Here is a 24,105-nt window from a genome sequence, read left to right as displayed (position 1 = left end):
GTTGCTTCAAGATCCTTGCCGTGACGGAACCGTTGCCGTTCCGTGGGAAGACCCCCACAGCGAGCGCATAGTGTGTGATGCCGTTCCCGAAGGCCGTGAGTTCAGCGTGAACCCACCATGAGTTCCGGCTGAGATCACAGCCGTGGCGCACCATCCGTTCACCCAGGGGGAGTCAAAGACCATGCGATCGATACGGCCGTCCTTCACCGCCCGTCGTGGGAGGGGCGCGCGTCGCGGAACCTCCCCCGTGCTGGCCGCCGTTGCCCTCGCCTCGGCGCTCGCGCTCACCACGACCGCCTGCGGTTCCGGAGACACCAAAGCGGACGGCCGGTCCACCGCGTCCGCGACCAGCAGCGACACGGGCGACGGCAAGATCAAGATCCCGGACGACATCAAGGACAAGCTCAAAGAGCACGGGATCGACCTCGACAAGTGGAAGAACGGCGCCTGGAAGAACTGGAGCAAGGACGACTGGCTGCGCGAGGCCGACGACTACATCAACCCGATCATCAAGGGGCTGTGGAGTTCCGGCCGGATGCGGGACGCCAACGACCCGGACAAGGGCGTCGACACCAACGACATCTCCGGTGACCAGGGCGTGACCGACCCGACGCCCGCGGCGGTGGACGCAAAGGCCGTGTCGCCTACGTACCACGCCAACGCGGCGACGGCCGGCAAGGTGTTCTTCGACGCCCCCGAGGGCACGATGGTCTGCTCGGCGACGGTCGTCGAGGACCCGGCGCACCCGGGCAAGTCCAACTTGGTGTGGACGGCGGGCCATTGCGTGCACGCGGGCAGGAACGGCGGCTGGTACCGCAACATCGCGTTCGTGCCGTCGTACAACAACGCGGGTATGTCGACAGCGCAGTTGGAGACCGCCACCCGGGACCAGGTCGCTCCGTACGGTGTCTGGTGGGGCGACTGGGCGCGGACCTCGCAGCAGTGGATCGACCAGGGCGGCGAGACGGGCGGGCAGGGTTCGTCGTACGACTACGCCGTGATCCATGTGACGCCCGAGAAGGGCAACGGGGGCAAGTCCCTTGAGGAGACGGTCGGTTCGGCCCTGCCGGTGAACTTCAACGCACCTGCCGTGCCGAAGGTCTCGAGCATCACGGCGACCGGCTACCCGGCGGCGAAACCGTACGACGGTTCGACGCTGTACCAGTGCACCGACAAGCCGGGGCGGCTGTCGATCAACGCCTCGGACCCGACGATGTACCGCATCGGCTGCACCATGACCGGCGGTTCGTCCGGCGGCGGCTGGGTGGAGACGGGCTCCGACGGCAAGCCGGCGCTGGTGTCCAACACCTCGATCGGCCCCGTGACTTCGGGCTGGCTGGCGGGTCCGCGGCTGGGCGATGTGGCCAAGGGCGTGTACGACTCGGTCAGCAAGAAGTTCGCAGGGCAGTAGACACGACCGAGGCTCGCCCCAGGTGATCCGGGGCGAGCCTCAGGACGTGCTGTGCTACGGCCGTCAGGCCAGCGGTGCCGGGACGTACGGCGCGAGTTCCGCCGCCAGTTCCTCGTGCACCCGCACCTTGAGCTGGGTGCCCTCCGACGTGTGTTCCTCGGAGATCACCTCGCCCTCGGAGTGGGCGCGGGCGACCAGCCTGCCGTGCGTGTACGGCACGAGCGCCTCGATCTCGACCGAGGGGCGCGGCAGTTCGCTGTCGATGAGCGCGAGCAGTTCGTCGATGCCCTGGCCGGTGCGGGCCGAGACCGCGATGGACCGCTTCTCGTTCCGCATCAGCCGCTGGAGCGTCAACGGGTCCGCCGCGTCCGCCTTGTTGATGATCACGATCTCGGGCACCTTCGTGGCGCCGACATCCCGGATCACCTCGCGTACGGCGGCCAGCTGCTCCTCCGGGACCGGGTGCGAACCGTCCACCACGTGCAGGATCAGGTCGGCGTCGCCGACCTCCTCCATCGTGGAACGGAAGGCCTCGACCAGGTGGTGCGGCAGGTGCCGGACGAATCCGACGGTGTCGACCAGTGTGTAGAGCCGTCCGCCCGGTGTCTCGGCCCGGCGCACGGTCGGGTCGAGGGTCGCGAACAGCGCGTTCTCGACGAGCACGCCCGCGCCCGTGAGGCGGTTGAGCAGGGACGACTTGCCGGCGTTGGTGTAACCGGCGATCGCGACCGAGGGCACCTTGTGGCGACGGCGCTCCTGGCGCTTGATGTCGCGGCCGGTCTTCATGTCCGCGATCTCCCGGCGCATCTTCGCCATCTTCTCGCGGATACGACGCCGGTCGGTCTCGATCTTGGTCTCACCGGGACCACGGGTGGCGAGGCCGCCGCCCGAGCCGCCGCCCATCTGACGGGACAGCGACTGACCCCAGCCGCGGAGCCTCGGCAGCATGTACTGCATCTGCGCGAGCGCGACCTGCGCCTTGCCCTCTCGGGACTTGGCGTGCTGGGCGAAGATGTCGAGGATCAGGGCCGTACGGTCGATGACCTTGACCTTGACGACGTCTTCGAGGTGGATCAGCTGGCCGGGGCTCAGCTCACCGTCGCAGATGACGGTGTCGGCGCCGGTCTCCAGGACGATGTCCCGCAGTTCGTTGGCCTTGCCCGAACCGATGTACGTGGCCGCGTCCGGCTTGTCACGGCGCTGGACGACACCGTCGAGCACGAGCGCGCCAGCGGTCTCCGCGAGGGCTGCCAGCTCGGCGAGCGAGTTGTCCGCGTCCTGGGCCGTACCCGTGGTCCAGACGCCGACGAGTACGACGCGCTCCAGGCGGAGCTGTCGATACTCGACCTCGGTGACGTCCTCGAGCTCGGTGGAGAGGCCTGCCACACGGCGCAGGGCCGCGCGCTCGGAGCGGTCGAACTGGTCGCCGTCCCGGTCTCCGTCGATCTCGTGGCTCCAGGCGACGTCCTCTTCCATCAGGGCATCGGCCCGAAGACCTTCGGGGTAGGCGTGCGCGAGGCGCTCAGTGTCCTGGGAAGGGGAAGAAGAGGAGGTCATTGGGTCCTTACGTCGATGGGAGTCCTTCAAAGGTCATAACGTGCGAGTGCCCCGGGAGATTCCCGGTGAACCGCGCCGCCGACCCGACGATGGTCGCACGGCACGGATCGCCCCGTCACGGCCTTATTTCACGGGTGCCTCGGACTTCCAGTCCGGGTGACCGGGCATCGGCGGGGTCTTCTCGCCGTAGAGCCACGCCTTGAAGAAGCCGCTCAGGTCGCGGCCGGAGATCGCGGAGGCGAGTTCCTCGAAGTCGGCCGTCGTGGCGGTGCTGTCCCTGTGCACGTTCACCCAGGTGCGCTCCAGGCGTTCGAAGGCGGGGCGGCCGATCTCCTGGCGCAGGGCGTAGAGGGCGAGTGCGGCGCCGTCGTAGACGTTCGGGCGGAAGATGCTGATCTTCTGGCCGGGCGCGGGGGCCTTGGGGAGCGCGGGCGGTCCGCCGGCGGCGCGCCAGCGGTCGGAGGCGCCGTAGGCCGCCTTCATGCGCGTCTCCATGGGCCTGTGGGCCTTCTCCTCGGCGTACAGCTCCTCGTACCAGGTGGCGTGTCCTTCGTTGAGCCACAGGTCGGACCAGGTGCGGGGGCTGACGCTGTCGCCGAACCACTGGTGGGACAGCTCGTGCACCATGATCGACTCGACGTACCACTTGGGGTAGGCGGGCTCGGTGAAGAGATCTCTCTCGAAGAGAGAGATCGTCTGGGTCTCGAGCTCGAAGCCGGTGGACGCGTCGGCCATGAGCAGCCCGTACGTCTCGAAGGGGTACCGGCCGACCTTGCTCTCCATCCAGGCGATCTGGTCGGGGGTCTTCGCCAGCCACGGTTCGAGTTGCTTGGCGTCCTTGGCGGGCACGACGTCGCGCATCGGCAGGTCGTGCGGTCCGGTGCGGTGCAGTACGGCGGAGCGCCCGATGGACACCTGGGCGAGTTCGGTGGCCATGGGGTGCTGGGTGCGGTACGTCCAGGTGGTGTTCTGGCCGACCCTGTCGACGCCGGCCGGCAGGCCATTCGCCACGGCCGTATAGGCGTTGGGCGCGGTGACCCTGATGGTGAACATCGCCTTGTCGGAGGGATGGTCGTTGCACGGGAACACCAGGTGCGCGGCGTCGGCCTGGTTGGCCATGGCGAGCCCGTCCTTGGTCTGCACCCAGCCGCCGTCCTGGCCCTTGACCGACACGGGGTCACTGGTGTGCCGCACGGTGATCCGCGTCCAACTCCCCTCAGCCAGCGGCTCCTCGGGCGTCACCACCAGGTCCTCGCCGGCACTCTCGAAGGCGGCGGGGCGCCCGTCGACCTCGACCGAGTCCACGGTGCCGTGCGCGAAGTCGAGGTTGATCCGGTCCAGCGCCTCGGTCGTCCACGCGTCGATGGTGGTGACGGCCTGGAGCGGCTTGCTGTTGGTGCCGGGATAGGTGAAGGAGAGGTCGTACGACGCCACGTCGTAGCCCGGGTTGCCCAGGGTCGGGAAGAGCCGGTCACCGACTCCCAGGGGCGTGGGCGGGGCGCTCGCGGCGACGAGGCAGACGGACACGGCGGAGGCGAGCAGGGCCGCCTTCAGCCGTCGGGAGTTCCCGGTGCGCGGCCGGGAGGCCGGATCGCCGGAGCCGATGCGGGGGATGCCGATGCCGGTCGTGCCGGTGCGAGGGGTGAGCAGCATGCCCCACCGCTACCAGCGCGCGCGTGCCGCACGGCGACGACTCGCGCCCGGCCCACTCGAACGGGGTCTTCCGCAGGTCTACGGGGCTCTGTGCGCGCCGGGGCGCGCGGGCCGGGGCGTGGTCGGCGCGTGTCTCAGAACGCCGTCGTGTGGTGCTGCGCGCGGCTCACGTCGTAGACGCCCGGGACATTGCGCATCGCCCGCATGAGGGCCAGGAGGTGGGCTGCGTCCGGGAGTTGGAGCGTGTAGGTGTGGCGGACGCGCTGCTGGGTCGGGGGTTCGACGGTCGCCGAGACGATCTCCGCGCCCTCCAGGGCGATCGCCTCGGTGAGGTCGGCGAGGAGATGCGGGCGGCCGAACGATTCGGCTACCAGCGTGACCCGGCACTCGGTGGTGTCGCCCCAGCGCACACCGACCTCCGCGCGCCCCACGCCCTTCATCTGCGCCACCGCGGCGCACTCCACGCGGTGGACGGTCACGACTCCGCCGCGCACCGAGAATCCGGTGACCTCGTCGGGCGGTACGGGCGTACAGCAGCCTGCGAGCCGTACGGTCGCGCCGGGCTGGTCCACGACCGGGGTGGCGGGGCGTTCGGTGGGAGTGTCCGGGGTGTCTTCGGAGGTGGGGGGCGCCGACCGGGCGCCCTGCGCCGCCTCGTCCGCCTCGGCGCCCGCTTCGTCGGCGCGTCCCGGGTGCGCAGCGATCCAGCGCTGGATGGCGATCCGGGCGGCGGGGGTGTGCGCGTGCTCCAGCCACTCCCTGGAGGGCTCGGAGGCCGGGTCCTGGCCCATGAGGAGCTGGACGGTGTCGCCGTCCTTCAGGACCGTGCTGAGGGTCGCCAGGCGGCCGTTGACGCGCGCGCCGATGCAGGCGTGGGCGTCCTCGCCGTACTGCGCGTACGCGGCGTCCACACAGGTCGCGCCGTCGGGCAGGCCCAGGGTGCCGCCGTCGGGCCGGAACACGGTGATCTCGCGGTCCTGGGCGAGGTCCTCGCGGAGCGTCGACCAGAAGGTGTCGGGGTCGGGGGCGCCCTCCTGCCAGTCGAGGAGACGGGAGAGCCAGCCGGGCCTGGTGGGGTCGGCGCGCTCACCGTCGTTCGCGGCCTGTTGCTCCTCCGAAGGAGGAGCGTAGGGATTGCCGAGCGCGATCACGCCGGCCTCGGCGACCTTGTGCATCTGGTGCGTGCGGATGAGGACTTCGACGACCTGGCCGTCCGTGTGGGCGACGGCGGTGTGCAGCGACTGGTACAGGTTGAACTTCGGTACGGCGATGAAGTCCTTGAACTCCGAGACCACGGGCTTGAGGCAGGTGTGCAGTTCGCCGAGGACGCCGTAGCAGTCCGCGTCCTCGTTCACGAGCACCAGGAGGCGGCCGAAGTCGGCGCCGCGCAGCCTGCCGCGCTTGCGGGCGACGCGGTGCACGGAGACGAAGTGCCGTGGCCGGATGAGGACTTCGGCCTGGATGTCGGCGTCGCGCAGGACGGTGCGTACCTCGTCGGTGACCTCGGCGAGCGGGTCGTCCGCGCGGGAGGAGTTGTCGACGATCAACTCGCGGGTGTGGTCGTACTCCTCGGGGTGGAGGATCGCGAAGACCAGGTCTTCCAGTTCGGTCTTGAGCGCCTGGACGCCGAGCCGTTCGGCGAGCGGGATGAGGACGTCGCGGGTGACCTTGGCGATGCGGGCCTGCTTCTCGGGGCGCATCACGCCCAGGGTGCGCATGTTGTGCAGGCGGTCGGCGAGTTTGATCGACATCACGCGGACGTCGCTGCCGGTGGCGACGAGCATCTTGCGGAAGGTCTCCGGCTCGGCCGCCGCCCCGTAGTCGACCTTCTCCAACTTCGTTACCCCGTCGACGAGATAGCGCACCTCGGCGCCGAACTCCTCGCCGACCTGATCGAGCGTCACTTCCGTGTCCTCGACCGTGTCGTGGAGCAGAGAGGCCGTCAACGTCGTTGTCTCGGCGCCGAGTTCGGCGAGGATCAGGGTCACCGCGAGGGGGTGCGTGATGTACGGCTCGCCGCTCTTGCGCATCTGGCCGCGGTGCGAGGACTCGGCCAGCACCCAGGCGCGGCGCAGCGGTTCGAGGTCGGCGTCCGGATAGTGGGCGCGGTGCGCCTCGGCGACATGGCCGATGGCGTCGGGCAGCCGGTCGCGCGCGGTGGGACCGAGCAGGGCGGCCCGGCCGAGTCGGCGCAGGTCGATCCGGGGGCGGGCCTTCCTGCGGGGCACTGTGTTGATCACAGGGCCTGGGCTCGCAGGGTTCGTGGCCTCCGCACTCATGGGCACCTCCGGCTGCTTGACCGGCGGACGGGTGCCCCATGGCGTACTCGGCTCAGGGAATCTTCGATCCCCCGTCCGGGCCGGTGCTTGATGCTACCGAGCCCACCACGTGCGACTGACCGCCTCTCGCCGAGCGTGAAACGGATCACCCATTCGAGCGAAGGTCGGGAGGTTTACGGTTTTGCGCCACACCACGGGAGGTCGGCCATGGTTTCGAGCCGCGCCGGACGCCGGAGACTTCGGATTCAGGGCGTCCGGAGCAGCCAGAACTGCGATTCACCCGTTCAGCGGATGGCGTTTTCCAGCCACTCGGCATCGATCTCGCCCTCGGCGACGATCACCGCGGGGCCGGTCATCTCGATCTCGCCATCGGGCCGCTCGGTGATCATCAGCGTTCCGCCGAGCACGTCGACGGTGTACGTCGCCTGCGTTCCGGTGACGGCCGGGTCGGCGCCGTCCCGGCGGGCGGCGGCCACGGCGACCGCGCACGCGCCCGTGCCGCACGAGCGGGTCTCCCCGGCACCGCGCTCGTGCACGCGCAGCGCGACGTGCCCGGGGCCGCGGTCGACCACGAACTCCACGTTCACACCGTCCGGGTAGGCGGTGGCCGGGCTGAAGGGCGGCGGGGCGTACAGGTCGCCGGCGTGCGCGAGGTCGTCGACGAAGGCGACCGCGTGCGGATTGCCCATGTTCACGTTCCGCGCGGGCCAGCTGCGCTCGCCGACGCTCACCGTGACGTCCCCTTCGGGGAGGCGCGCCTTGCCCATGCCGACGGTGATGTCGCCGTCCTTGGCGATGTGGACGGTCTTGACTCCCCCGCGCGTGGCGACCGCGATGTCCCCTTCGGCCACATGTCCGGCGCGCTGGAGATAGCGCGCGAACACACGCACTCCGTTGCCGCACATCTCGGAGACCGAGCCGTCGCCGTTGCGGTAGTCCATGAACCACTCCGCCTCGGCCGCCATGTCCCGCGCCTCGGGGTGCGCGGCGGACCGCACGACGTGCAGCAGCCCGTCGCCGCCGATGCCGGCGCGGCGATCGCACAGGGCGGCCACGGCGGCCGGGGACAGGTCGATGACGTTCTCGGGGTCCGGGACGATCACGAAGTCGTTCTCGGTGCCGTGCCCCTTGAGGAAGGCGATCCGCGTGCTCATTCCTCGATCGTACGGGGTGGCTATGACATGCCGACGATCAAGGTGACCACTTAGACGGCTAGCGGAGCCTGGCCACGCGATACACGGCGAGGACCGCGACCACGCCCACCACCAGGGAGTACGCGATGACGACCCGCCAGTCCGGGCGGCCACCGGAGCCGCGCTGCGGGAAGCCCGGCCAGGTGTAGCCGACGCGGCGGGCGGCCGTCGTGCCCCAGCCGGCCGCGCAGCAGCAGATGAGCAGGCCGAGCATGGCAACCACGGCCCCGCTGTCGCCGAAGTCGAAGGCGAGCGGAAAGGCGAACATCAGGGAGCCGACAGCGGCCAGGGCCACGATGGGCGCGAGTTGCCAGATGCGCAGACGGCGCTGCGGGCGCAGCTCGACCTCGACCTCGGGTCCGGCGAACATCTCGTCGGGCCCGGGACCGTCGGCGGTCACGCCGCCCTGGATCTCGTCCGGGCCGTCCGGGCTCAGTAGGCCGTCGCCCTCTTCCGGTTCACCACGGTCCGTGGTGACCTGCTCGGTGCCTTCTGCGGTGTCGCGAGGGCCGGCCTCCATCGCCACGCGCCCTCCCAACTCGGACTCCACTTGGTCGATCGAAGCTCGATGATGGCACGCCCCCGAAGGCCACAAGGGCGGCCGGAGCGTCCCGATGCCATGACGTGATCAGGCTGTGACCGGTCGTTCGACCAACGCCAGTGCCAGGTGCGGAAGTTCTGTGAGATCCGCCGCAGCCCCACTCAACCAGTGCACCCGGGGATCGCGCCTGAACCACGAATCCTGACGGCGCGCGAAGCGCTTGGTGGCCCGCACGGTCTCCGCACGCGCCTCCTGCTCCGTGCACTCCCCCGCGAGCGCCGCGAGCACCTGCTGATAGCCGAGCGCGCGCGACGCCGTGACCCCCTCGCGCAGGCCGCGCGCCTCCAGCGCCCGCACCTCGTCCACGAGCCCCGCGTCCCACATCCGGTCGACCCTGCGCGCGATGCGCTCGTCGAGTTCGGGGCGCGCCACGTCGACGCCGATCTGGACGGTGTCGTAGATCGAGTCGTGGCCGGGAAGGTTGGCGGTGAAGGGCTTGCCGGTGATCTCGATGACCTCCAGGGCCCGGACGATACGGCGGCCGTTGCTGGGCAGGATCGCGTGCGCGGCCTCGGGGTCGGCGGCGGCCAGGCGGGCGTGCAGGGCGCCGGAGCCGCGCAGGGCGAGCTCCTCCTCCAGGCGGGCCCGGACCTCGGGGTCGGTGCCGGGGAACTCCAGGTTGTCGACCGCCCCGCGCACGTACAGCCCGGAACCGCCGACCAGGATCGGCCAGCGACCCTCGGCGAGCAGGGCGTCGATGCGCTCGCGGGCGAGCCGCTGGTACTCGGCGACGGACGCCTGGACCGTCACGTCCCAGATGTCCAGGAGGTGGTGCGGGATGCCGCCGCGCTCCTCGGGCGTCAGCTTGGCGGTGCCGATGTCCATCCCTCCGTAGAGCTGCATGGAGTCGGCGTTGACGACCTCGCCTCCGAGACGCTGGGCCAGGAAGACGCCCAGATCGGACTTTCCGGCCGCGGTCGGTCCGACGACGGCGATGACTCGGGGGGCGGGGGGTGCGCTGCTCACGTTCCCAGTCTCGCAAACGTCGGACCCTCCCCTCGAACGAGTTACGTGACAGCACGCGCGCGGGGTCGTTGCCCGTTGCGAGGTACCCCACCGCCGGTTTCGGGAGGCGGTGCCCCGGACGACGCAAACGGACGCACCGGGCTACGCGGGATTTCGCCCGCACGAGTAACGTATGGAGTGGATATGGGCGTTTTTGACCGGATTCTTCGGAGGTCGAAGGCTACGGAGGAGGCGTCGACCGCCGAAACGCAGACCGACACGCGGCCGGCCGAGGACCGGACGGTCGAAGCGGCGGGCGAGGTGTCGGAGGCCGAGGCGGGGGCAGGGGTCCAGGAAGCGGCGGAGTCGACGGCGACGGAGGTCGTCGAGGCCGCCGACGGTGTCGACAGCGTCGAGATCCCCAAGCAGCAGTCCGCCGAAGAGGCCGCCGACAACGAGGCCGGTGAAGCCGCCCGTACATAACTGCCCCGCGTGGAAAGGTGAACCATGGGTCTGCTGGACAACTTCAAGGCCAAACTCGCCCCGGCGAAGGACAAGGTCTCGGGCCTCGCGCAGCAACACGGAGGCAAGATCGAGAGCGGCCTGGACAAGGCCGCGAAAATGGTCGACGAGAAGACCAAGGGCAAGTACAGCGACAAGATCCAGACGGGCACGGGCAAGGCCAAGGACGCCATGGACCGACTCGCGCACAAGGACGACACGGGGAGTACGGGAGCGGAGGGCGGCGGCACGACCACACCACCGCCGGACTCGACCCCGCCGGCTTCCTGAACAACACCTGCACATCGATCGGCGGACGGCCGCGGAGCGTATGGCTCTCCGGCCGTCCGCCGTTTTGTGGGGTGGGGGCGGGTGCCGGAGGGACGTGTTCGGTTCGGTGCAGGCGGGCGAGCCCGGGGGCGTGGTTTCGTGAGCCTTGCGGCTCGGCTGTCCCACACGGGTCTGCCGTCTGCGCGGCGACTGCCGCGTACTGATGCTGGCCGCGCACGCGCGCGTGTCACGGTCGTCGCCTACGTAGGTACCGCCTCTCCAGCGCACCCCGCCATGCTCGCCGCCCGGCCACTCCTGGGCTCAGCGGCATACGTGGGCGAGGCACCCCACCGCAGAGCCCGTCACCGCCGCCCCGCGCCTCCGTGCCTACGACCAGGTCGCGACCACGTACCCGACGCCGTACGGGGCGTCCTCGTACAGCAGCTCGCCGCCGAGGTCGGCGCCCTCCGCCGCGCCCGCGAGGACCTGCCAGGGGGCGCGGCCGGAGGCCTTCAGTTGGTACGCCAGCTCGGTGTCCAGGGACTTGAGGGCCGCGACGTCCGCCGCCCCCAGCGCACGTGCGACCTCCGCGTCGAAGGGTGCTGCCCGCTCGTCGAGATAGCCCGGCGCCTTCAGCGTCCGGCACGCGCTGGCGTCGCCCATCACCAGGAGCGCGACCCGCTCCGCCTGCCCGACGACATCCCGCCCGACTTCGATGCACCGCTCGGCCGCGAGAGGTTCCCCCACGCCGAGTCCTTCGATCGGGGCGTCGGACCACCGGGTCCGCTCCAGCAGCCACGCGGCGACCGCGAGCGAGGGCGGAAGCTCACGCTCCGACACCGCGCCCTTCTCCCCACCCAGCCGTACGTCGAGGTCCACGCCGAAGCCGCGGAACGAACCCCGGGTGCCCTCAGGATGCGGCCCGCGCCCGCTCTGCTCGGCGGGCCCGACGACCACCAGGCGGTCGGGCCGGGCGGCGGCGAGCACCCCCAGCGCATCGGTGCACGCGGCCCGCGCGGCGGCCAGTTCGGGCGCGGCACCGGCGGCGACATCGGGAACGAGGAGCGGCGGACAGGGGCAGACGGCGGCGGCTACGAGCATGGCCGGAACACTAACAAGCAGGCCCACGGGCGGCGACGGCCCGCATGGTGACACGGGCGGACGTTCCGGTACCGGTCAGGCCGGTCCCGCTTCCGGCCCCAGCCAGGTCGGGGCGCCGCTGTCGTGCAACAGCTCGGCGGCCGTGAACCGGGTGTGGAAGGTCCCCAGCGCCCCGTCCGAGACGAGCAGGAACGCCTCGCCGTCCCGGAACAGCCGGGTGCGCTGAGGCTTGCGCGGATGCGCGGGCCGGTACTGCCGGGCACGCTTCTCCAGCTCCGCGAGGGCCTCTTCGCGCGTGCCCTCGACCTGCGCCAGCACCTCACCCAACCAGCGTTTGCGGTCCCCCGTGCCGGTGGTCGTCTCGACGATCAGTCCCCAAGTGGGCATGCTTCCGCTCCCCCGCCCTGTCCGTCTGTGCCCTTGTCGTCCGTCTGTCGGTGTCGCTGTGGATCCGTGTTCTCGCTGTCGCCCGTGAGTGCGTCGCTGTCACCAGTGGGTGCGTCACCGTCCCTCAGTTGCAGCCGCAACCGCTCCCCGTGGCGACCGGCAGCGGCGCGGGCGCGCCGATCTTCGGCAGGCCCAGCATCACGCCGACCGGCTTGGCGGCCTCGGCCGCGTTCCGCTTCTCCCAGGCGTCGCCCGCGCGCGTGGGGCGCACGTTCAGGGTGGGACCCTCGGCGAGGAGGTGGTGCGGGGCGGCGTACGTGATCTCGACCGTCACCACGTCACCGGGGCGGACCTCCTGGTCCGGCTTGGTGAAGTGGACGAGGCGGTTGTCGGGGGCACGGCCGGAGAGGCGGTGGGTGGCGCCGTCCTTGCGGCCCTCGCCCTCGGCGACCATCAGCTCCAGGGTGCGGCCGACCTGCTTCTTGTTCTCGTCCCAGGAGATCTCCTCCTGGAGGGCGACGAGACGCATGTAGCGCTCCTGGACGACCTCTTTGGGGATCTGGTTCTCCATGGTCGCGGCCGGGGTGCCAGGCCGCTTGGAGTACTGGAACGTAAACGCTTGCGCGAAGCGTGCCTCACGGACCGCGTGCATCGTCTGCTCGAAGTCCTCCTCGGTCTCCCCGGGGAAGCCGACGATGATGTCGGTGGTGATGGCGGCGTGCGGGATGGCCGCGCGGACCTTGTCGATGATCCCCAGGTAGCGCTCCTGGCGGTAGGACCGGCGCATGGCCTTCAGGATCGGGTCGGAGCCGGACTGCATCGGCATGTGCAGCTGCGGCATCACGTTCGGCGTCTCGGCCATCGCGGCGATGACGTCGTCGGTGAAGTCGCGAGGGTGCGGCGACGTGAACCGGACGCGCTCCAGGCCCTCGATGGTCCCGCAGGCCCGCAACAGCTTGCTGAAGGCCTCGCGGTCGCCGATGTCGGAGCCGTACGCGTTGACGTTCTGGCCGAGCAGGGTGATCTCGGAGACGCCCTCGCCGACCAGGGCCTCGATCTCGGCGAGGATGTCGCCGGTGCGGCGGTCCTTCTCCTTGCCGCGCAGGGCCGGGACGATGCAGAAGGTGCACGTGTTGTTGCAGCCGACGGAGATCGACACCCAGGCCGCGTAGGCGCTCTCGCGCCGGGTCGGCAGTGTCGAGGGGAAGGCCTCCAGGGACTCCGCGATCTCGACCTGCGCCTCTTCCTGCACACGCGCGCGTTCCAGCAGGACCGGCAGTTTGCCGATGTTGTGCGTGCCGAAGACGACGTCCACCCAGGGCGCCTTCTTCACGATGGTGTCGCGGTCCTTCTGTGCGAGGCAGCCGCCGACGGCGATCTGCATCCCGGGACGCTTCGTCTTCATCGGGGCGAGGCGGCCGAGGTTGCCGTAGAGCCGGTTGTCGGCGTTCTCGCGCACGGCACAGGTGTTGAAGACGACGACATCCGCGTCACCGTCCGACCCCTCGGGCGCGCGCACATAACCGGCACCCTCCAGGAGACCGGAGAGCCGCTCGGAATCGTGGACGTTCATCTGGCACCCGTAGGTACGCACTTCGTACGTTTTGACGTCCACTGCCTCGCTCCGGTCACCGCTGCTCATGTGACAAGGGTAGGCGGTGCCGGGAGTGGCTCTCACTCCCCGCCCACGCCCCACCCCTGCTTCCGCAGCACCCCCGACACATCCGGCGCCTCGTAGTGCTCCCCCTTGAGGACCTTGCCGTCGGCCCGGCGGGCGATCTCGCCGTCCGGGCCGATCTTGGTCATGTTGGAGCGGTGGACCTCGGCGAGCACCGCGTCGAGGTCGATGCCGTGGACGAGGGCCGTGCCGTAGGCGACGTAGACGACGTCGGCCAGTTCGTGCGCCAGGCTGTCGAGGGGGCCGCCGACCGAGACCTCGGCGACCTCCGCGGCCTCCTCTGCGAGGAGTTCCCCGCGGTGGGCGGCGAGGTCGGGGGCGACCTCGGTGGGTGTGCTGCGGGCGTCGAGCCCGAAGGCCAGGTGGAACTCGCGTACCAGGTCGGCGGGCGAAGAACTCATGCCACGACCTTAGTTGCCGCCACTGACAGCCCCTGTCCGCGAGGTTCTGCCCGGCGGATCAACGCGTTCCCTGCGGCGGATCAACTCGCGAGCACGGGGCCGGTACACACTCCCCGACGGCCTCGATGGCCAGGGAACCCCAGCGGCGTCGTCATCGGTCACCGGTTCCCGCCTCCGGCGCGCAGGCCCGAGCCCCGCCCTGGTCAGCATCGCGTCCAGGCTGGCAGGATCGCGCGCATGCTCAAGGTGTTCTCCCGTATCAGCAGGCGCCGGGCCCTGCAGGGCGCGGCCGCCGGCTTCGTCGCGTTCGGGCTGCTGCTGTGGTGGCTGCTGCCCCTGGGCGACGAGCCGCCGACCGGGACGATCACCTTCAGTACCGGAACCCGGCTCGGGGTCTACCAGGAGTACGGCAAGCTCCTGCGCACCGCGCTCGACAAGGACATGCCGGGCCTCAAGGTGAAGCTGGTGAACAGCGACGGGTCGCAGGAGAACGTCGCGCGCGTGGCGACCGGCAACGCCGACTTCACCATCGCCGCGGCCGACGCGGTGGGGACGTACGAGATGGACGGCAAACCCGGCGCCGCCGCGCTGCGCGGGGTCGCGCGGCTGTACGACGACTACGTCCAGCTCATCGTGCCGCGCGACTCGGACATCGACTCGGTCGCCGATCTGCGGGGCAAGCGGGTGGCCATAGGGCCGGGCCGCTCGGGCGTGCGGCTGATCGCCAACAGGGTGCTCACGGCGGCCGGTATCGACCCGAAGAAGGGCGTCGTACCGGTGGCGGCCGGCATCGACACGGGACCGGATCTGCTCGAGCGGGGCAAGATCGACGCGTTCTTCTGGTCGGGCGGGCTGCCGACGGACGGTCTGAAGGATCTCGCCAAGCACTACGCGTTCCGGTTCGTGCCGATCGAGGCGGACCTCGTGGCCAAGATGCACGCGCAGGGCGACGCCACCCGCTACTACCGCGCCACCAACATGCCGGAGTCGGCCTACCCCACCATCCAGCGGGGGTCCACTGTCCCGACCATCGCCGTGTCCAACCTGCTGGTGACCCGCAAGGACATGAACGTCAGGCTCACGGAGTGGATCACCAAGATCGTGATCAAGAGCCGCGACGGCATCGGCAAGCGCGTCCACTCGGCACAGCTGGTGGACCTGCGCACGGCGATCTACACCGACCCGCTTGCCCTGCACGAGGGCGCCCGGCGCTACTACCGCTCCGTCAAGCCGTAGAAACACTCAGGCCGTAGAAGCACTCAAGCTGTGGAAGCACTCAAGTCGTAGGCCCGCTCGGGCCCTTGACGCCCGTTCTCCGGCCGTTGACGCCCGCTCAGGCCGCCGGCCCACTCCTCGGCACCGACACGGTCACCTCTAGCCCGTGCGGCTCGTGGTGGGCGTACGTGAGGGAGCCGCCGCCCGCGGCCAGCAGGACGTGGGAGATGGACAGGCCGAGGCCGGAGCCCTTGATGTTCTGGTGGCGGCCGCTGCGCCAGAACCGGTCGCCCACGCGCGCGAGTTCCTCCTCGGTGAGGCCGGGCCCGCGGTCCGTGACGACGACGGTCGAGGTCTCGCCGTTCGACGCGACCGTCACCTCGACGCTCTCGTCCTCGGGCGTGAACTTCACCGCGTTGTCGATCACCGCGTCCAGGGCGCTGGACAGGGTGACCGGGTCGGCCCAGGCCGTCGTGGGCGGGCAACTGCCCACCAGGCGCACGCCCTTGGCCTCGGCGGTCGGCGCCCAGGCCGCGACGCGCTCGGCGGTCAGCGCACCGATGTCGGTGATCCTGAGATCCGCGTCCGCGTGCTCGGCCAGTGCCAGGTCGAGCAGGTCGTCCAGGACCTGGGTCAGGCGTTTGCCCTCGGTGCGGACCGAGGCGATCTCGTCATTGTCCTCCGGCAGTTCGAGCGCGAGCAGTTCGATGCGCAGCAGCAGCGCCGAGAGCGGGTTGCGCAGCTGGTGCGAGGCGTCGGCGACGAAGGCGCGCTGCTGCTCCAGCACGTCCTCGACGTTGTCCGCCATCTCGTTGAACGAGCGGGCCAGGCGCTGGAGTTCCGGCGGCCCGCCTGCGGCCGCGACACGGGACTTGAGGCGCCCGGTGGCGATGTCGTGGGTGGTCGCGTCGAGGACCCGTACGGGGCGCAGGACCCAGCCGGTGAGCCGTAGGGCCGCGCCGACGGCCAGCAGCATCGCGGCGATCTCGCCGGCGCCGATCGTCAGCCAGCCGCGCAGGGTCCGTGAACGCATCGGCCCGGTGGGCGAGTCGGTGACCACGACCGCGATGACGTCGCCGTCCCGGATGACCGGCGAGGCGACGACCAGGCGGTGGCGCTGCCAGGGCCAGACCTGTTCCGGGTCGTGACTGCGGCGGCTGAGCAGTGCCTCGGCGAAGGCGTCGCGCACCTCGCCGGTCCTGGGGAGCAGGAAGTCGTCCGGCGCGTTCGCCATGGAGGTGTCGGTGCGGTAGAAGACGCCCGCGCGGATGCCGTAGACCTCGTAGTAGCTGGCGAGTTCGCGGTCCAGGGTCTCCTGGCGTTCGTCCGGGACCGTGGCGGCGGGGCGCGATCCCGTGGGCGCGTCGGTGACGAACTGGGCCAGGGCCGCGAACCGCGCGGTGTCGTCGATACGGTCGACGATCACCTTCTGCTGCTGGGCCGCGGCGACGCTGATGGCGAGCGGGACGCCCAGCGCGAGCAGGACGGCCGCCATCAGGACGATGAGCAGCGGGAGGAGACGTGTACGCACCCGTGCCCGCTACGCGGCCGGAGCGACGAGCCGGTAGCCGACGCCGCGTACGGTCTCGATCAGTGCGGGCATCCGCAGCTTGGCGCGCAGGGACGCGACATGCACCTCCAGGGTGCGTCCCGTGCCCTCCCAACTGGTGCGCCACACCTCGCTGATGATCTGCTCCCGCCGGAAGACCACCCCCGGACGCTGGGCGAGCAGGGCGAGCAGATCGAACTCCTTGCGGGTCAGTTGGACAACCGAACCGTCCACGCTGACCTGGCGGGTGGGCAGTTCGATGCGCACCGGGCCGAGGCGCAACGTGGTGTCACCGCCGCCGCTCGCGTCCTCGTGGACACTGCGCCGGCTGACGGCGTGGATGCGGGCGAGCAGCTCCCCGGTGTCGTACGGCTTCACCACGTAGTCGTCGGCTCCGAGGTTGAGGCCGTGGATGCGGGAGCGGACGTCGGAGCGGGCGGTGACCATGATCACCGGGGTGCTGGTGCGCTTGCGGATCTTGCCGCAGACCTCGTAGCCGTCCTGGTCGGGCAGGCCGAGGTCCAGGAGGACGACACCGAAGACGTCGCTCTCCGGGACGAGTGCCTGGAGGGCCTCCTCGCCGCTGCGGGCATGCGTGACCTCGAATCCGTGCCGCGCCAGGACCGCGGACAGAGCGGCGGCGACATGGTTGTCGTCCTCGACGAGGAGCAGTCTCATCCCGGCCCCCTCCGGTTCATCGTTCGTATGGTCTCGGCCTGTACAAAAGCATGTCTCACGCGCGCGTGCACCCAGGCAGTCACGCCGATGGACGAAGACGCCGTCAAGTCGGTTCCGGTTGCGCGAGGCTTCCGTTACCCAGCCGGTACGGATCCCGGCGACGAAGTGCTACGGCACGTGTCCTATTGCTATCCGATCGTGATGCTCAGATCTCGCTCAGATGTGATGACGCTGGTCGTAAGGCCTCACTACTGTCCTCCGCAACCGACGAGGACGGAGCCAGCAAGCGATGACCGAAGTATCGGTGGCCAAGGAAGATGTGGCCGCGACCGGCGAACTCGTCGTCCTGAAGAGCGTCAACAAGCACTTCGGCGCGTTGCACGTACTCCAGGACATCGATCTGACGATCGCCCGCGGCGAGGTCGTCGTGGTGATCGGGCCTTCCGGATCCGGAAAGTCCACTCTGTGCCGCACCATCAACCGCCTGGAGACGATCGATTCGGGTGCGATCGCCATCGACGGCAAACCGTTGCCCCAGGAGGGCAGGGAGCTGGCCCGGCTGCGTGCCGACGTCGGGATGGTCTTCCAGTCCTTCAACCTCTTCGCGCACAAGACCGTGCTCGAGAACGTGATGCTGGGTCAGATCAAGGTCCGCAAGGCCGACAAGAAGCAGGCCGAGGAGAAGGCCCGGGCGCTGCTCGACCGGGTCGGCGTGGCCACCCAGGCGGACAAGTACCCGGCCCAGCTGTCCGGCGGTCAGCAGCAGCGCGTCGCCATCGCGCGGGCGCTGGCCATGGACCCCAAGGTGATGCTCTTCGACGAGCCGACCTCGGCCCTGGACCCGGAGATGATCAACGAGGTGCTGGAGGTCATGCAGCAGCTCGCCCGTGACGGGATGACGATGATCGTCGTCACCCACGAGATGGGCTTCGCCCGCTCGGCCGCCAACCGAGTGGTGTTCATGGCCGACGGCCGCATCGTCGAAGAGGCCGTGCCGGACCAGTTCTTCAGCAACCCGCGCAGCGACCGGGCCAAGGACTTCCTGTCGAAGATCCTTCACCACTGACGCTCACCACCGCACCACCGGCGAACACCGACGAACAGCGACGAACACCGACAGCCAGCCACCGGCGGCCCGCGGACAGCGGGAGGCCACCGACTGCCGCTGAGGGTCCCGCACGCCCTCAGGGCCACCGTCACGCGCTCTGACGGGCCCTCATCTCCTCACCAGCCAAAGGATGTTCCTCATGAAGCTCCGCAAGGTCACCGCCTTCGCGACCACCGCGCTCGTCCTCTCGCTCGCCGCGACGGCCTGCGGGAGCAGCGACAGCAACGACTCCGGTTCGGGCTCCGGCGGGGGCGGCAAGATCAAGGTCGGCATCAAGTTCGACCAGCCGGGCCTCGGCCTGAAGCAGCCGGACGGGACCTACGCCGGCTTCGACGTGGACGTGGCGACCTACGTGGCCGGGCAGCTCGGCTACAAGCCCAGTCAGATCGAGTGGGTCGAGACCAAGAGCGCCGACCGTGAGAACGCGCTGGCACGCGGCGACGTCAAGTTCATCGCGGCCACGTACTCGATCAACGACGAGCGCAAGCAGAAGGTCGACTTCGCCGGCCCCTACCTGCTGGCCCACCAGGACCTGCTCGTCAAGAAGGACTCGACGATCGCCCAGGCCACGGACCTCAACGGCAAGAACCTCTGTTCCGTGACCGGCTCCACGTCGGCGCAGAACATCAAGGACAAGATCGCCCCGAAGGCCAACCTCCGTGAGAACGCGGGCTATTCGGAGTGCATCGCCGCCCTCCAGAGCGGTGCCGTCGACGCGGTGACCACCGACGACTCGATCCTCGCGGGCTTCGCCGCGCAGGACAAGTTCAAGGGCCAGTTCAAGCTCGCCGGCCTCAAGCTCAGCAACGAGAACTACGGCGTCGGCGTCAAGAAGGGCGACTCCGCGACCGTCACCAAGATCAACACCGCGCTGGAGAAGATGGTCAGCAGCGGTGCCTGGCAGACGGCGGTCACCAAGAACTTCGGCCCGGCCGGCTACAAGAACGAGCCCGCCCCGAAGATCGGCGACATCGTCAAGTAACCCGAGAGATCCCAGGTAAGGCAGGCCCCCATACCCGGAAGCGCGGGAGATCGTGTTCGACTTTCTTCAAGGTTATGACGTCCTAGGGGCGTTCTGGATGACGGTGAAACTGACCGCCCTCTCCGCCCTCGGCTCCCTGGTCTGGGGCACCCTGCTGGCCGCGATGCGGGTCAGCCCGGTCCCGCTGATGCGCGGGTTCGGCACCTTCTACGTGAACACCGTCCGGAACATCCCCCTGACGGTCATCATCGTCTTCACCTCGCTCGGCCTCGCCGACATCTTCGGCGTGACGATGGGCGCGTCCGACGACTTCAAGGTGCAGGGTTTCCGACTCGCGCTGCTGGGTCTCGTGGCGTACCACGCGGCCTTCGTCTGCGAGGCGGTGCGCTCCGGCATCAACACCGTGCCCGTCGGACAGGCGGAGGCGGCCCGCGCCATCGGGCTGAGCTTCAGTCAGGTGCTGCGGATCGTCATCCTTCCGCAGGCGTTCCGCGCGGTCATCGCACCGCTGGCCAACGTACTGATCGCCCTCACCAAGAACACCACCGTGGCGGCGGCGATCGGTGTGGCCGAGGCGGCCGCCCTGATGAAGACGATGATCGAGAACGAGGCCCAGACGGTCGCCATCGGCGCGGTCTTCGCACTGGGCTTCGTGGTACTGACCCTGCCGACCGGCCTCCTCCTCGGCTGGCTGGGCAAGCGACTGGCGGTGAAACGATGACCTCCGTCCTCTACGACGCGCCCGGCCCCCGCGCCAAACAGCGCAACGTGCTCCTCTCCGTCGTCTTCTTCGTGCTGCTCGCCCTCTTCTTGTGGTGGATCTGGCAGACGATGGACGACAAGGGCCAGCTGAAGTGGTCCCTGTGGCAGCCGTTCACCACGTCGGACGCCTGGACGACGTATCTGCTGCCGGGCCTCGGCGACACCCTGAAGGCCGCCGGGCTCGCCATGGTGATCGCCCTCCCCCTGGGCGCCTTCTTCGGGATAGCCCGGATGTCCGACCACCGGTGGGTGCGTGTCCCGGCCGGCGTGGTGGTCGAGTTCTTCCGCTCGATCCCGGTCCTCCTGCTGATGCTCTTCGCGAACGAGTTCTACGTCCGCTCCACGAGCGTCGGCAGCGAGGAACGGCCCCTGTACGCCGTCATCACCGGCCTGGTGCTCTACAACGCCTCGGTGCTCGCCGAGATCGTCCGGGCGGGCATCCTGTCCCTCCCCAAGGGGCAGACGGAGGCCGCGTACGCGATCGGTCTGCGCAAGGGCCAGACGATGACGAGCATCCTGCTCCCGCAGTCCGTCACCGTCATGCTGCCGGCCATCGTCAGCCAGCTCGTGGTCATCGTGAAGGACACCGCGCTGGGCGGCGTGATGCTGGGCTTCACCGAGCTGCTCAACGCGCGCAGCACCCTGGCGGCCAACTACGCCAACGTGGTGGCGAGCTTCATCGTCGTCGGGATCATCTTCATCCTGCTGAACCTCGCCCTCACCACGTTCGCGAGCTGGCTGGAGCGCCGGCTGCGGCGCAGCAAGAAGAGCACGGGTGCGACCGTCGCCCTCGAAGACGCCACGGGGCTCAACCCCGCGCAGGTGGGGGGCAGCTTCGGGACCGGCGCCGGCGGCTCGATCTGATGATCCGTCAAGTGGCATGAACGACACGGAGGCAGTGGCATGATCGCCACTGCCTCCGTCACTTGACGCAAGCACCGGCAATGGGTTGCATACGTTCTGTGATCGTGCACCCTGCTCCAACTTCCTGTTCCCATGCGTCCCTGAGGACACCGTCACGGGCAGGGGGCGCCGCACCGTGGACCCGGTGATCATCGTCGGAGCGGGGCCCGTGGGGCTCACGCTCGCCCTGGCGCTGGCGCGGCAGGAGGTGCCCTCCGTCGTCCTCGACGAGGGTCCGGGCAAGGACGAACCGCGCCCCGCGCGGACGGTCGTCCTGCGCGAGGACACCGCGGCGCTGCTGGAGCGGCTGACCGGCGTACCGCTCGCCAAACTCGGTTCGCGCTGGGCCGGATGGCGGTCGATGCGGCGCAAGCAGGTGATGCGCGAGATCACGTTCGACGAGACCGAGCCCGCCCCGCTGCACATCGCGCAGCACGTCCTCACCGGCGCCCTGCGCCAGGCCCTCGCGGGCGAGCGGCTGGTGCGGATCGCCGTGGACAACCGCCTCGACTCGCTCGAACAGGAGCCCTCCGGCGTCACCGCCCACACCCGCGGCCCCAAGGGCACCTGGTGGCGCGGCAGTTACCTGGTCGGCTGCGACGGCCCGCGCTCTACCGTGCGCAAACTCCTGGACATCCGCTTCCCCGGCCGTACGGCGGTGGAGCGACACGCCGTGGCCGCGCTGCGCACGGAACTTCCGTGGCCCGACGAGGCGTTGTTGCATCGAGCGCCACCGTGGCGGACGTCCGGTCCCTCGGCCGGGGAGGTCACCGGACGCCCCCTCCCCGACGGCGTGTGGCGCCTGGACTGGCTGCTGCCCCCGGGCAAGGACCTGGTCACCCCCGAGCTGCTCCTGGCCCGCATCCGCGAGACCCTCGCGGGCTGGACCGAGGGCCCGACACCGCCGTACGAACTGCTCGACACCGGCGTGCACACCGTGCACCACCGGCTCGCGCGCCGGTGGCGGGTGGGGCGGGTGTTTCTCGCCGGGGACGCGGCGCATCTGCTGGGGGCGCTCGGTACGCAGGGGCTGGACGAGGGGCTGCGGGACGCCGACAACCTCGCCTGGAAGCTGGCACCGGCCTGGCACCACGGGCCGCACGAGGCGCTGCTCGACAGCTATCAGGCGGAGCGGAGGGCCGTCGTGGCGGCGCGGCTGCGCGCCGCCGACCAGGCGCTGCCGCTGGTGCGCGGCGGCGCAGGGCTGCGCGCGGTCGTGGCCGGCTCGGCCCGCGGCCACGACGTACTGCTCACGGACGGTCACTTGGGGCGCGGCGCGCTCGGAGCGCCGGGGGCGTACGCCGACTCCCCGCTCACGCCCCGGCACATCGAGGGAGAGGTCCCCGTCGACACCCCGCCCGGTGCGCCGGTCGTCGATGTCCGGGTCACCGCGGAGGACGGCTCCTTCGTACAGCTGCGGGACCGCCTCGGGCACGGGTCCCTGCTGGTCGTCCTGGTCGCGCCGGGCACGGGCGTGTGGGAGCGCAAGCACTGGGTGACCGCGGGAATCATGCCCCGCCTGGCCGCCGCGGTGACGGCTCTGCCGCACCCGGCCGAGCTGCTGGTCGCCGAGAGCTACCCGGGCGCCGCCGCCCACACCGTCCTTCTCGTACGGCCCGACGGGCACCTGGTCACCGCGCTGAGCGGAGTACGCCCGGCCGACCTGTACGCGGCGGCCGAGGCGACCCTGGGCGGCCCGGCGAAGACGGAGGCCACCGCCGGCTCGCGCTGAGGCCTCCGTACCCGAACTGTCCACATAGTGACGCTGAGTTGACCGGCCCGCACCACCGTGCTGTACTCCGGATCATGACCGACACCTCTGTCCACCTCTGGCGGAAGGTCCATCTGGACCTCGTCCGCTACGTGGGCTGCGTCTGTCACGTCTCCTGCTGAATTCGCATCTCTCTCACTCGCGTGCGCCCTTTCTGTGGGTCCGCGCGCGCCTTCGCGAACACTCATCAGGACGGTGCACATGTCTGTATCCCCCTCTGCCCCCGTGTCCCCCGCCGCGCCCGACCGGACTCCGACGCAGGCTGACCTGCTCGACTTCGTACGGCGTACGGCCGCCGACGCCGAGCTGATCGCCTCGCTCCCCCTCGACCCCGAGGGCCGCACCTGGGTGCGGCTCGAAGGGCCCGGCGGCAGCGAGGCGTGGCTGATCGGCTGGCCGCCCGGCAGCGGAACGGGCTGGCACGACCACGCGGACTCGGTCGGCGCCTTCCTCACGGCCGCCGGTGAGCTCAAGGAGAACTCGCTCGCCGCCCGGCTCCCGAGTCACGGCTGGAAGACCCTCGAACTGGAGGAGGGCGTGGACCGCGAGCGGCGGCTACCGACCGGCAAGGGCCGCGCCTTCGGCCACCACCACGTCCACGAGGTGCTCAACGAGTCCACCGAAGAGCACGCGATCTCCGTCCACGCCTACTACCCGCCGCTCCCGCAGATCCGCCGCTACAGCCGCACCGGCCCGGTGCTGCGCCTGGAGCAGGTCGAGCGCCCGGAGGACTGGCAGTGAGCGCCGTACGCGAACAGCCCCTCGGTATAGACGAGTTGCTGGAGCGGGTCCGCGCGGACTACGAGCGGATCGAGGCGCGGGAGGCGTACGACGCGGCCCTCGCCGACGACGCCCTTCTGGTCGACATCCGCTACGAGGCCCTGCGCGACCGGGACGGTCTCATCCCCGGCGCCCTGGTCGTCGAGCGCAACGAACTGGAATGGCGCCTCGACCCCCAGGGCAGCCACCGCGCCCCTGAAGCCACCGGCCACGACCTGCGCGTCGTGGTGATCTGCAACGAGGGCTACGCCTCCAGCCTGGCAGCCGCGTCCCTGCACCAGCTGGGCCTGCACCGCGCGACGGACCTGGTCGGCGGCTTCCAGGCGTGGAAAGCGGCGGGACTTCCTGTCGTGATCTAGACACTGTGTCTACGACGTGAC

23 protein-coding genes are annotated in these 24,105 nt (G+C 70.2%); 11 read left to right on the top strand and 12 right to left on the bottom strand.

Annotation, left to right across the window (positions count from 1 at the left end):
* The first annotated feature begins 181 nt into the window (after window positions 1–181).
* Window positions 182–1,411 carry a trypsin-like serine peptidase gene (locus OO70_RS29885; RefSeq protein ID WP_043677911.1) on the top strand — a complete coding sequence of 410 codons (1,230 nt, stop codon included), beginning with the start codon at window positions 182–184 and terminating at the stop codon, window positions 1,409–1,411.
* Window positions 1,412–1,474: 63 nt separating this feature from the next.
* On the opposite strand, the gene hflX is transcribed toward OO70_RS29885, so the two are convergent.
* The 6 genes from hflX to miaA all read right to left on the bottom strand — a co-directional run bounded on the left by hflX (window position 1,475) and on the right by miaA (window position 9,660).
* Window positions 1,475–2,968 carry a GTPase HflX gene (gene hflX / locus OO70_RS29880; protein WP_043677909.1) on the bottom strand — a complete coding sequence of 498 codons (1,494 nt, stop codon included), beginning with the start codon at window positions 2,966–2,968 and terminating at the stop codon, window positions 1,475–1,477.
* 123 nt (window positions 2,969–3,091) lie between these two features.
* The gene (locus OO70_RS29875) at window positions 3,092–4,621 is read right to left on the bottom strand and encodes a M1 family metallopeptidase (RefSeq protein ID WP_199827434.1); all 1,530 of its coding nucleotides are present in this window, start codon (window positions 4,619–4,621) and stop codon (window positions 3,092–3,094) included.
* A 134-nt stretch (window positions 4,622–4,755) separates the two neighbouring features.
* Window positions 4,756–6,900, bottom strand: coding sequence for a RelA/SpoT family protein (locus tag OO70_RS29870; RefSeq protein ID WP_043677907.1), 2,145 nt, complete (start codon window positions 6,898–6,900; stop codon window positions 4,756–4,758).
* A gap of 284 nt (window positions 6,901–7,184) precedes the next feature.
* Window positions 7,185–8,054: a diaminopimelate epimerase gene (dapF, locus tag OO70_RS29865; RefSeq protein WP_043677904.1), complete on the bottom strand. Its 870-nt coding sequence runs from the start codon at window positions 8,052–8,054 to the stop codon at window positions 7,185–7,187.
* Window positions 8,055–8,112: 58 nt separating this feature from the next.
* Window positions 8,113–8,613: a hypothetical protein gene (locus OO70_RS29860; protein WP_043677902.1), complete on the bottom strand. Its 501-nt coding sequence runs from the start codon at window positions 8,611–8,613 to the stop codon at window positions 8,113–8,115.
* A 108-nt stretch (window positions 8,614–8,721) separates the two neighbouring features.
* On the bottom strand, window positions 8,722–9,660 hold the full coding sequence (gene miaA, locus OO70_RS29855; protein WP_043677900.1) for a tRNA (adenosine(37)-N6)-dimethylallyltransferase MiaA: 939 nt from the start codon (window positions 9,658–9,660) through the stop codon (window positions 8,722–8,724).
* A 183-nt stretch (window positions 9,661–9,843) separates the two neighbouring features.
* Between miaA and OO70_RS29850 the strand changes: the two genes are divergently transcribed.
* Window positions 9,844–10,122 (top strand): hypothetical protein, encoded by a 279-nt coding sequence (locus OO70_RS29850; protein WP_043677898.1) that lies wholly within the window; start codon window positions 9,844–9,846, stop codon window positions 10,120–10,122.
* A 24-nt stretch (window positions 10,123–10,146) separates the two neighbouring features.
* Window positions 10,147–10,431 carry an antitoxin gene (locus OO70_RS29845; protein ID WP_043677896.1) on the top strand — a complete coding sequence of 95 codons (285 nt, stop codon included), beginning with the start codon at window positions 10,147–10,149 and terminating at the stop codon, window positions 10,429–10,431.
* Between the two features lie 366 nt (window positions 10,432–10,797).
* Here OO70_RS29845 and OO70_RS29840 read toward each other — a convergent pair whose 3' ends face one another.
* The 4 genes from OO70_RS29840 to OO70_RS29825 all read right to left on the bottom strand — a co-directional run bounded on the left by OO70_RS29840 (window position 10,798) and on the right by OO70_RS29825 (window position 13,977).
* On the bottom strand, window positions 10,798–11,511 hold the full coding sequence (locus tag OO70_RS29840) for a class III extradiol dioxygenase subunit B-like domain-containing protein (protein ID WP_043677894.1): 714 nt from the start codon (window positions 11,509–11,511) through the stop codon (window positions 10,798–10,800).
* 75 nt (window positions 11,512–11,586) lie between these two features.
* Window positions 11,587–11,898 carry a hypothetical protein gene (locus tag OO70_RS29835; protein ID WP_051741729.1) on the bottom strand — a complete coding sequence of 104 codons (312 nt, stop codon included), beginning with the start codon at window positions 11,896–11,898 and terminating at the stop codon, window positions 11,587–11,589.
* A gap of 124 nt (window positions 11,899–12,022) precedes the next feature.
* The gene (miaB, locus tag OO70_RS29830) at window positions 12,023–13,540 is read right to left on the bottom strand and encodes a tRNA (N6-isopentenyl adenosine(37)-C2)-methylthiotransferase MiaB (RefSeq protein WP_106971785.1); all 1,518 of its coding nucleotides are present in this window, start codon (window positions 13,538–13,540) and stop codon (window positions 12,023–12,025) included.
* 32 nt (window positions 13,541–13,572) lie between these two features.
* Window positions 13,573–13,977, bottom strand: coding sequence for a pyrophosphohydrolase domain-containing protein (locus OO70_RS29825; protein ID WP_043677892.1), 405 nt, complete (start codon window positions 13,975–13,977; stop codon window positions 13,573–13,575).
* 237 nt (window positions 13,978–14,214) lie between these two features.
* On the opposite strand from OO70_RS29825, the gene OO70_RS29820 reads away from it, so the two are divergent.
* Entirely contained in the window at window positions 14,215–15,213 is a 999-nt protein-coding gene (locus OO70_RS29820) for a TAXI family TRAP transporter solute-binding subunit (protein ID WP_043677890.1), read from the top strand.
* A gap of 97 nt (window positions 15,214–15,310) precedes the next feature.
* Here the strand turns inward: OO70_RS29820 and OO70_RS29815 are convergent, their stop codons facing one another.
* Both OO70_RS29815 and OO70_RS29810 read right to left on the bottom strand, forming a co-directional pair.
* On the bottom strand, window positions 15,311–16,723 hold the full coding sequence (locus OO70_RS29815) for a sensor histidine kinase (protein WP_043677888.1): 1,413 nt from the start codon (window positions 16,721–16,723) through the stop codon (window positions 15,311–15,313).
* 9 nt (window positions 16,724–16,732) lie between these two features.
* Window positions 16,733–17,419, bottom strand: a complete 687-nt coding sequence (locus OO70_RS29810) for a response regulator transcription factor (protein ID WP_043677886.1) — start codon at window positions 17,417–17,419, stop codon at window positions 16,733–16,735.
* Between the two features lie 289 nt (window positions 17,420–17,708).
* On the opposite strand from OO70_RS29810, the gene OO70_RS29805 reads away from it, so the two are divergent.
* The 7 genes from OO70_RS29805 to OO70_RS29775 all read left to right on the top strand — a co-directional run bounded on the left by OO70_RS29805 (window position 17,709) and on the right by OO70_RS29775 (window position 24,084).
* Entirely contained in the window at window positions 17,709–18,485 is a 777-nt protein-coding gene (locus OO70_RS29805) for an amino acid ABC transporter ATP-binding protein (RefSeq protein ID WP_043677884.1), read from the top strand.
* A 181-nt stretch (window positions 18,486–18,666) separates the two neighbouring features.
* Complete coding sequence (locus tag OO70_RS29800; RefSeq protein WP_043677881.1) at window positions 18,667–19,509, top strand: glutamate ABC transporter substrate-binding protein; 843 nt, start codon at window positions 18,667–18,669, stop codon at window positions 19,507–19,509.
* Window positions 19,510–19,561: 52 nt separating this feature from the next.
* Window positions 19,562–20,230 carry an amino acid ABC transporter permease gene (locus OO70_RS29795; RefSeq protein WP_043677879.1) on the top strand — a complete coding sequence of 223 codons (669 nt, stop codon included), beginning with the start codon at window positions 19,562–19,564 and terminating at the stop codon, window positions 20,228–20,230.
* Complete coding sequence (locus OO70_RS29790) at window positions 20,227–21,135, top strand: amino acid ABC transporter permease (protein WP_043677877.1); 909 nt, start codon at window positions 20,227–20,229, stop codon at window positions 21,133–21,135. The genes OO70_RS29795 and OO70_RS29790 overlap by 4 nt, the downstream gene beginning before the upstream one ends.
* Before the next feature lie 175 nt (window positions 21,136–21,310).
* Window positions 21,311–22,906 (top strand): FAD-dependent monooxygenase, encoded by a 1,596-nt coding sequence (locus OO70_RS29785; protein WP_043677874.1) that lies wholly within the window; start codon window positions 21,311–21,313, stop codon window positions 22,904–22,906.
* A 240-nt stretch (window positions 22,907–23,146) separates the two neighbouring features.
* The gene (locus OO70_RS29780) at window positions 23,147–23,686 is read left to right on the top strand and encodes a cupin domain-containing protein (RefSeq protein WP_043677871.1); all 540 of its coding nucleotides are present in this window, start codon (window positions 23,147–23,149) and stop codon (window positions 23,684–23,686) included.
* Complete coding sequence (locus tag OO70_RS29775) at window positions 23,683–24,084, top strand: rhodanese-like domain-containing protein (protein ID WP_043677869.1); 402 nt, start codon at window positions 23,683–23,685, stop codon at window positions 24,082–24,084. The genes OO70_RS29780 and OO70_RS29775 overlap by 4 nt, the downstream gene beginning before the upstream one ends.
* Window positions 24,085–24,105 lie beyond the last annotated feature (21 nt).

The sequence above is a fragment of the Streptomyces xylophagus genome, from assembly GCF_000716435.1.
GTDB lineage: Bacteria > Actinomycetota > Actinomycetes > Streptomycetales > Streptomycetaceae > Streptomyces > Streptomyces xylophagus.
The sequence above is the reverse complement of the archived record's forward strand: the minus strand, read 5'-3'. Positions and strand labels throughout refer to the sequence as shown.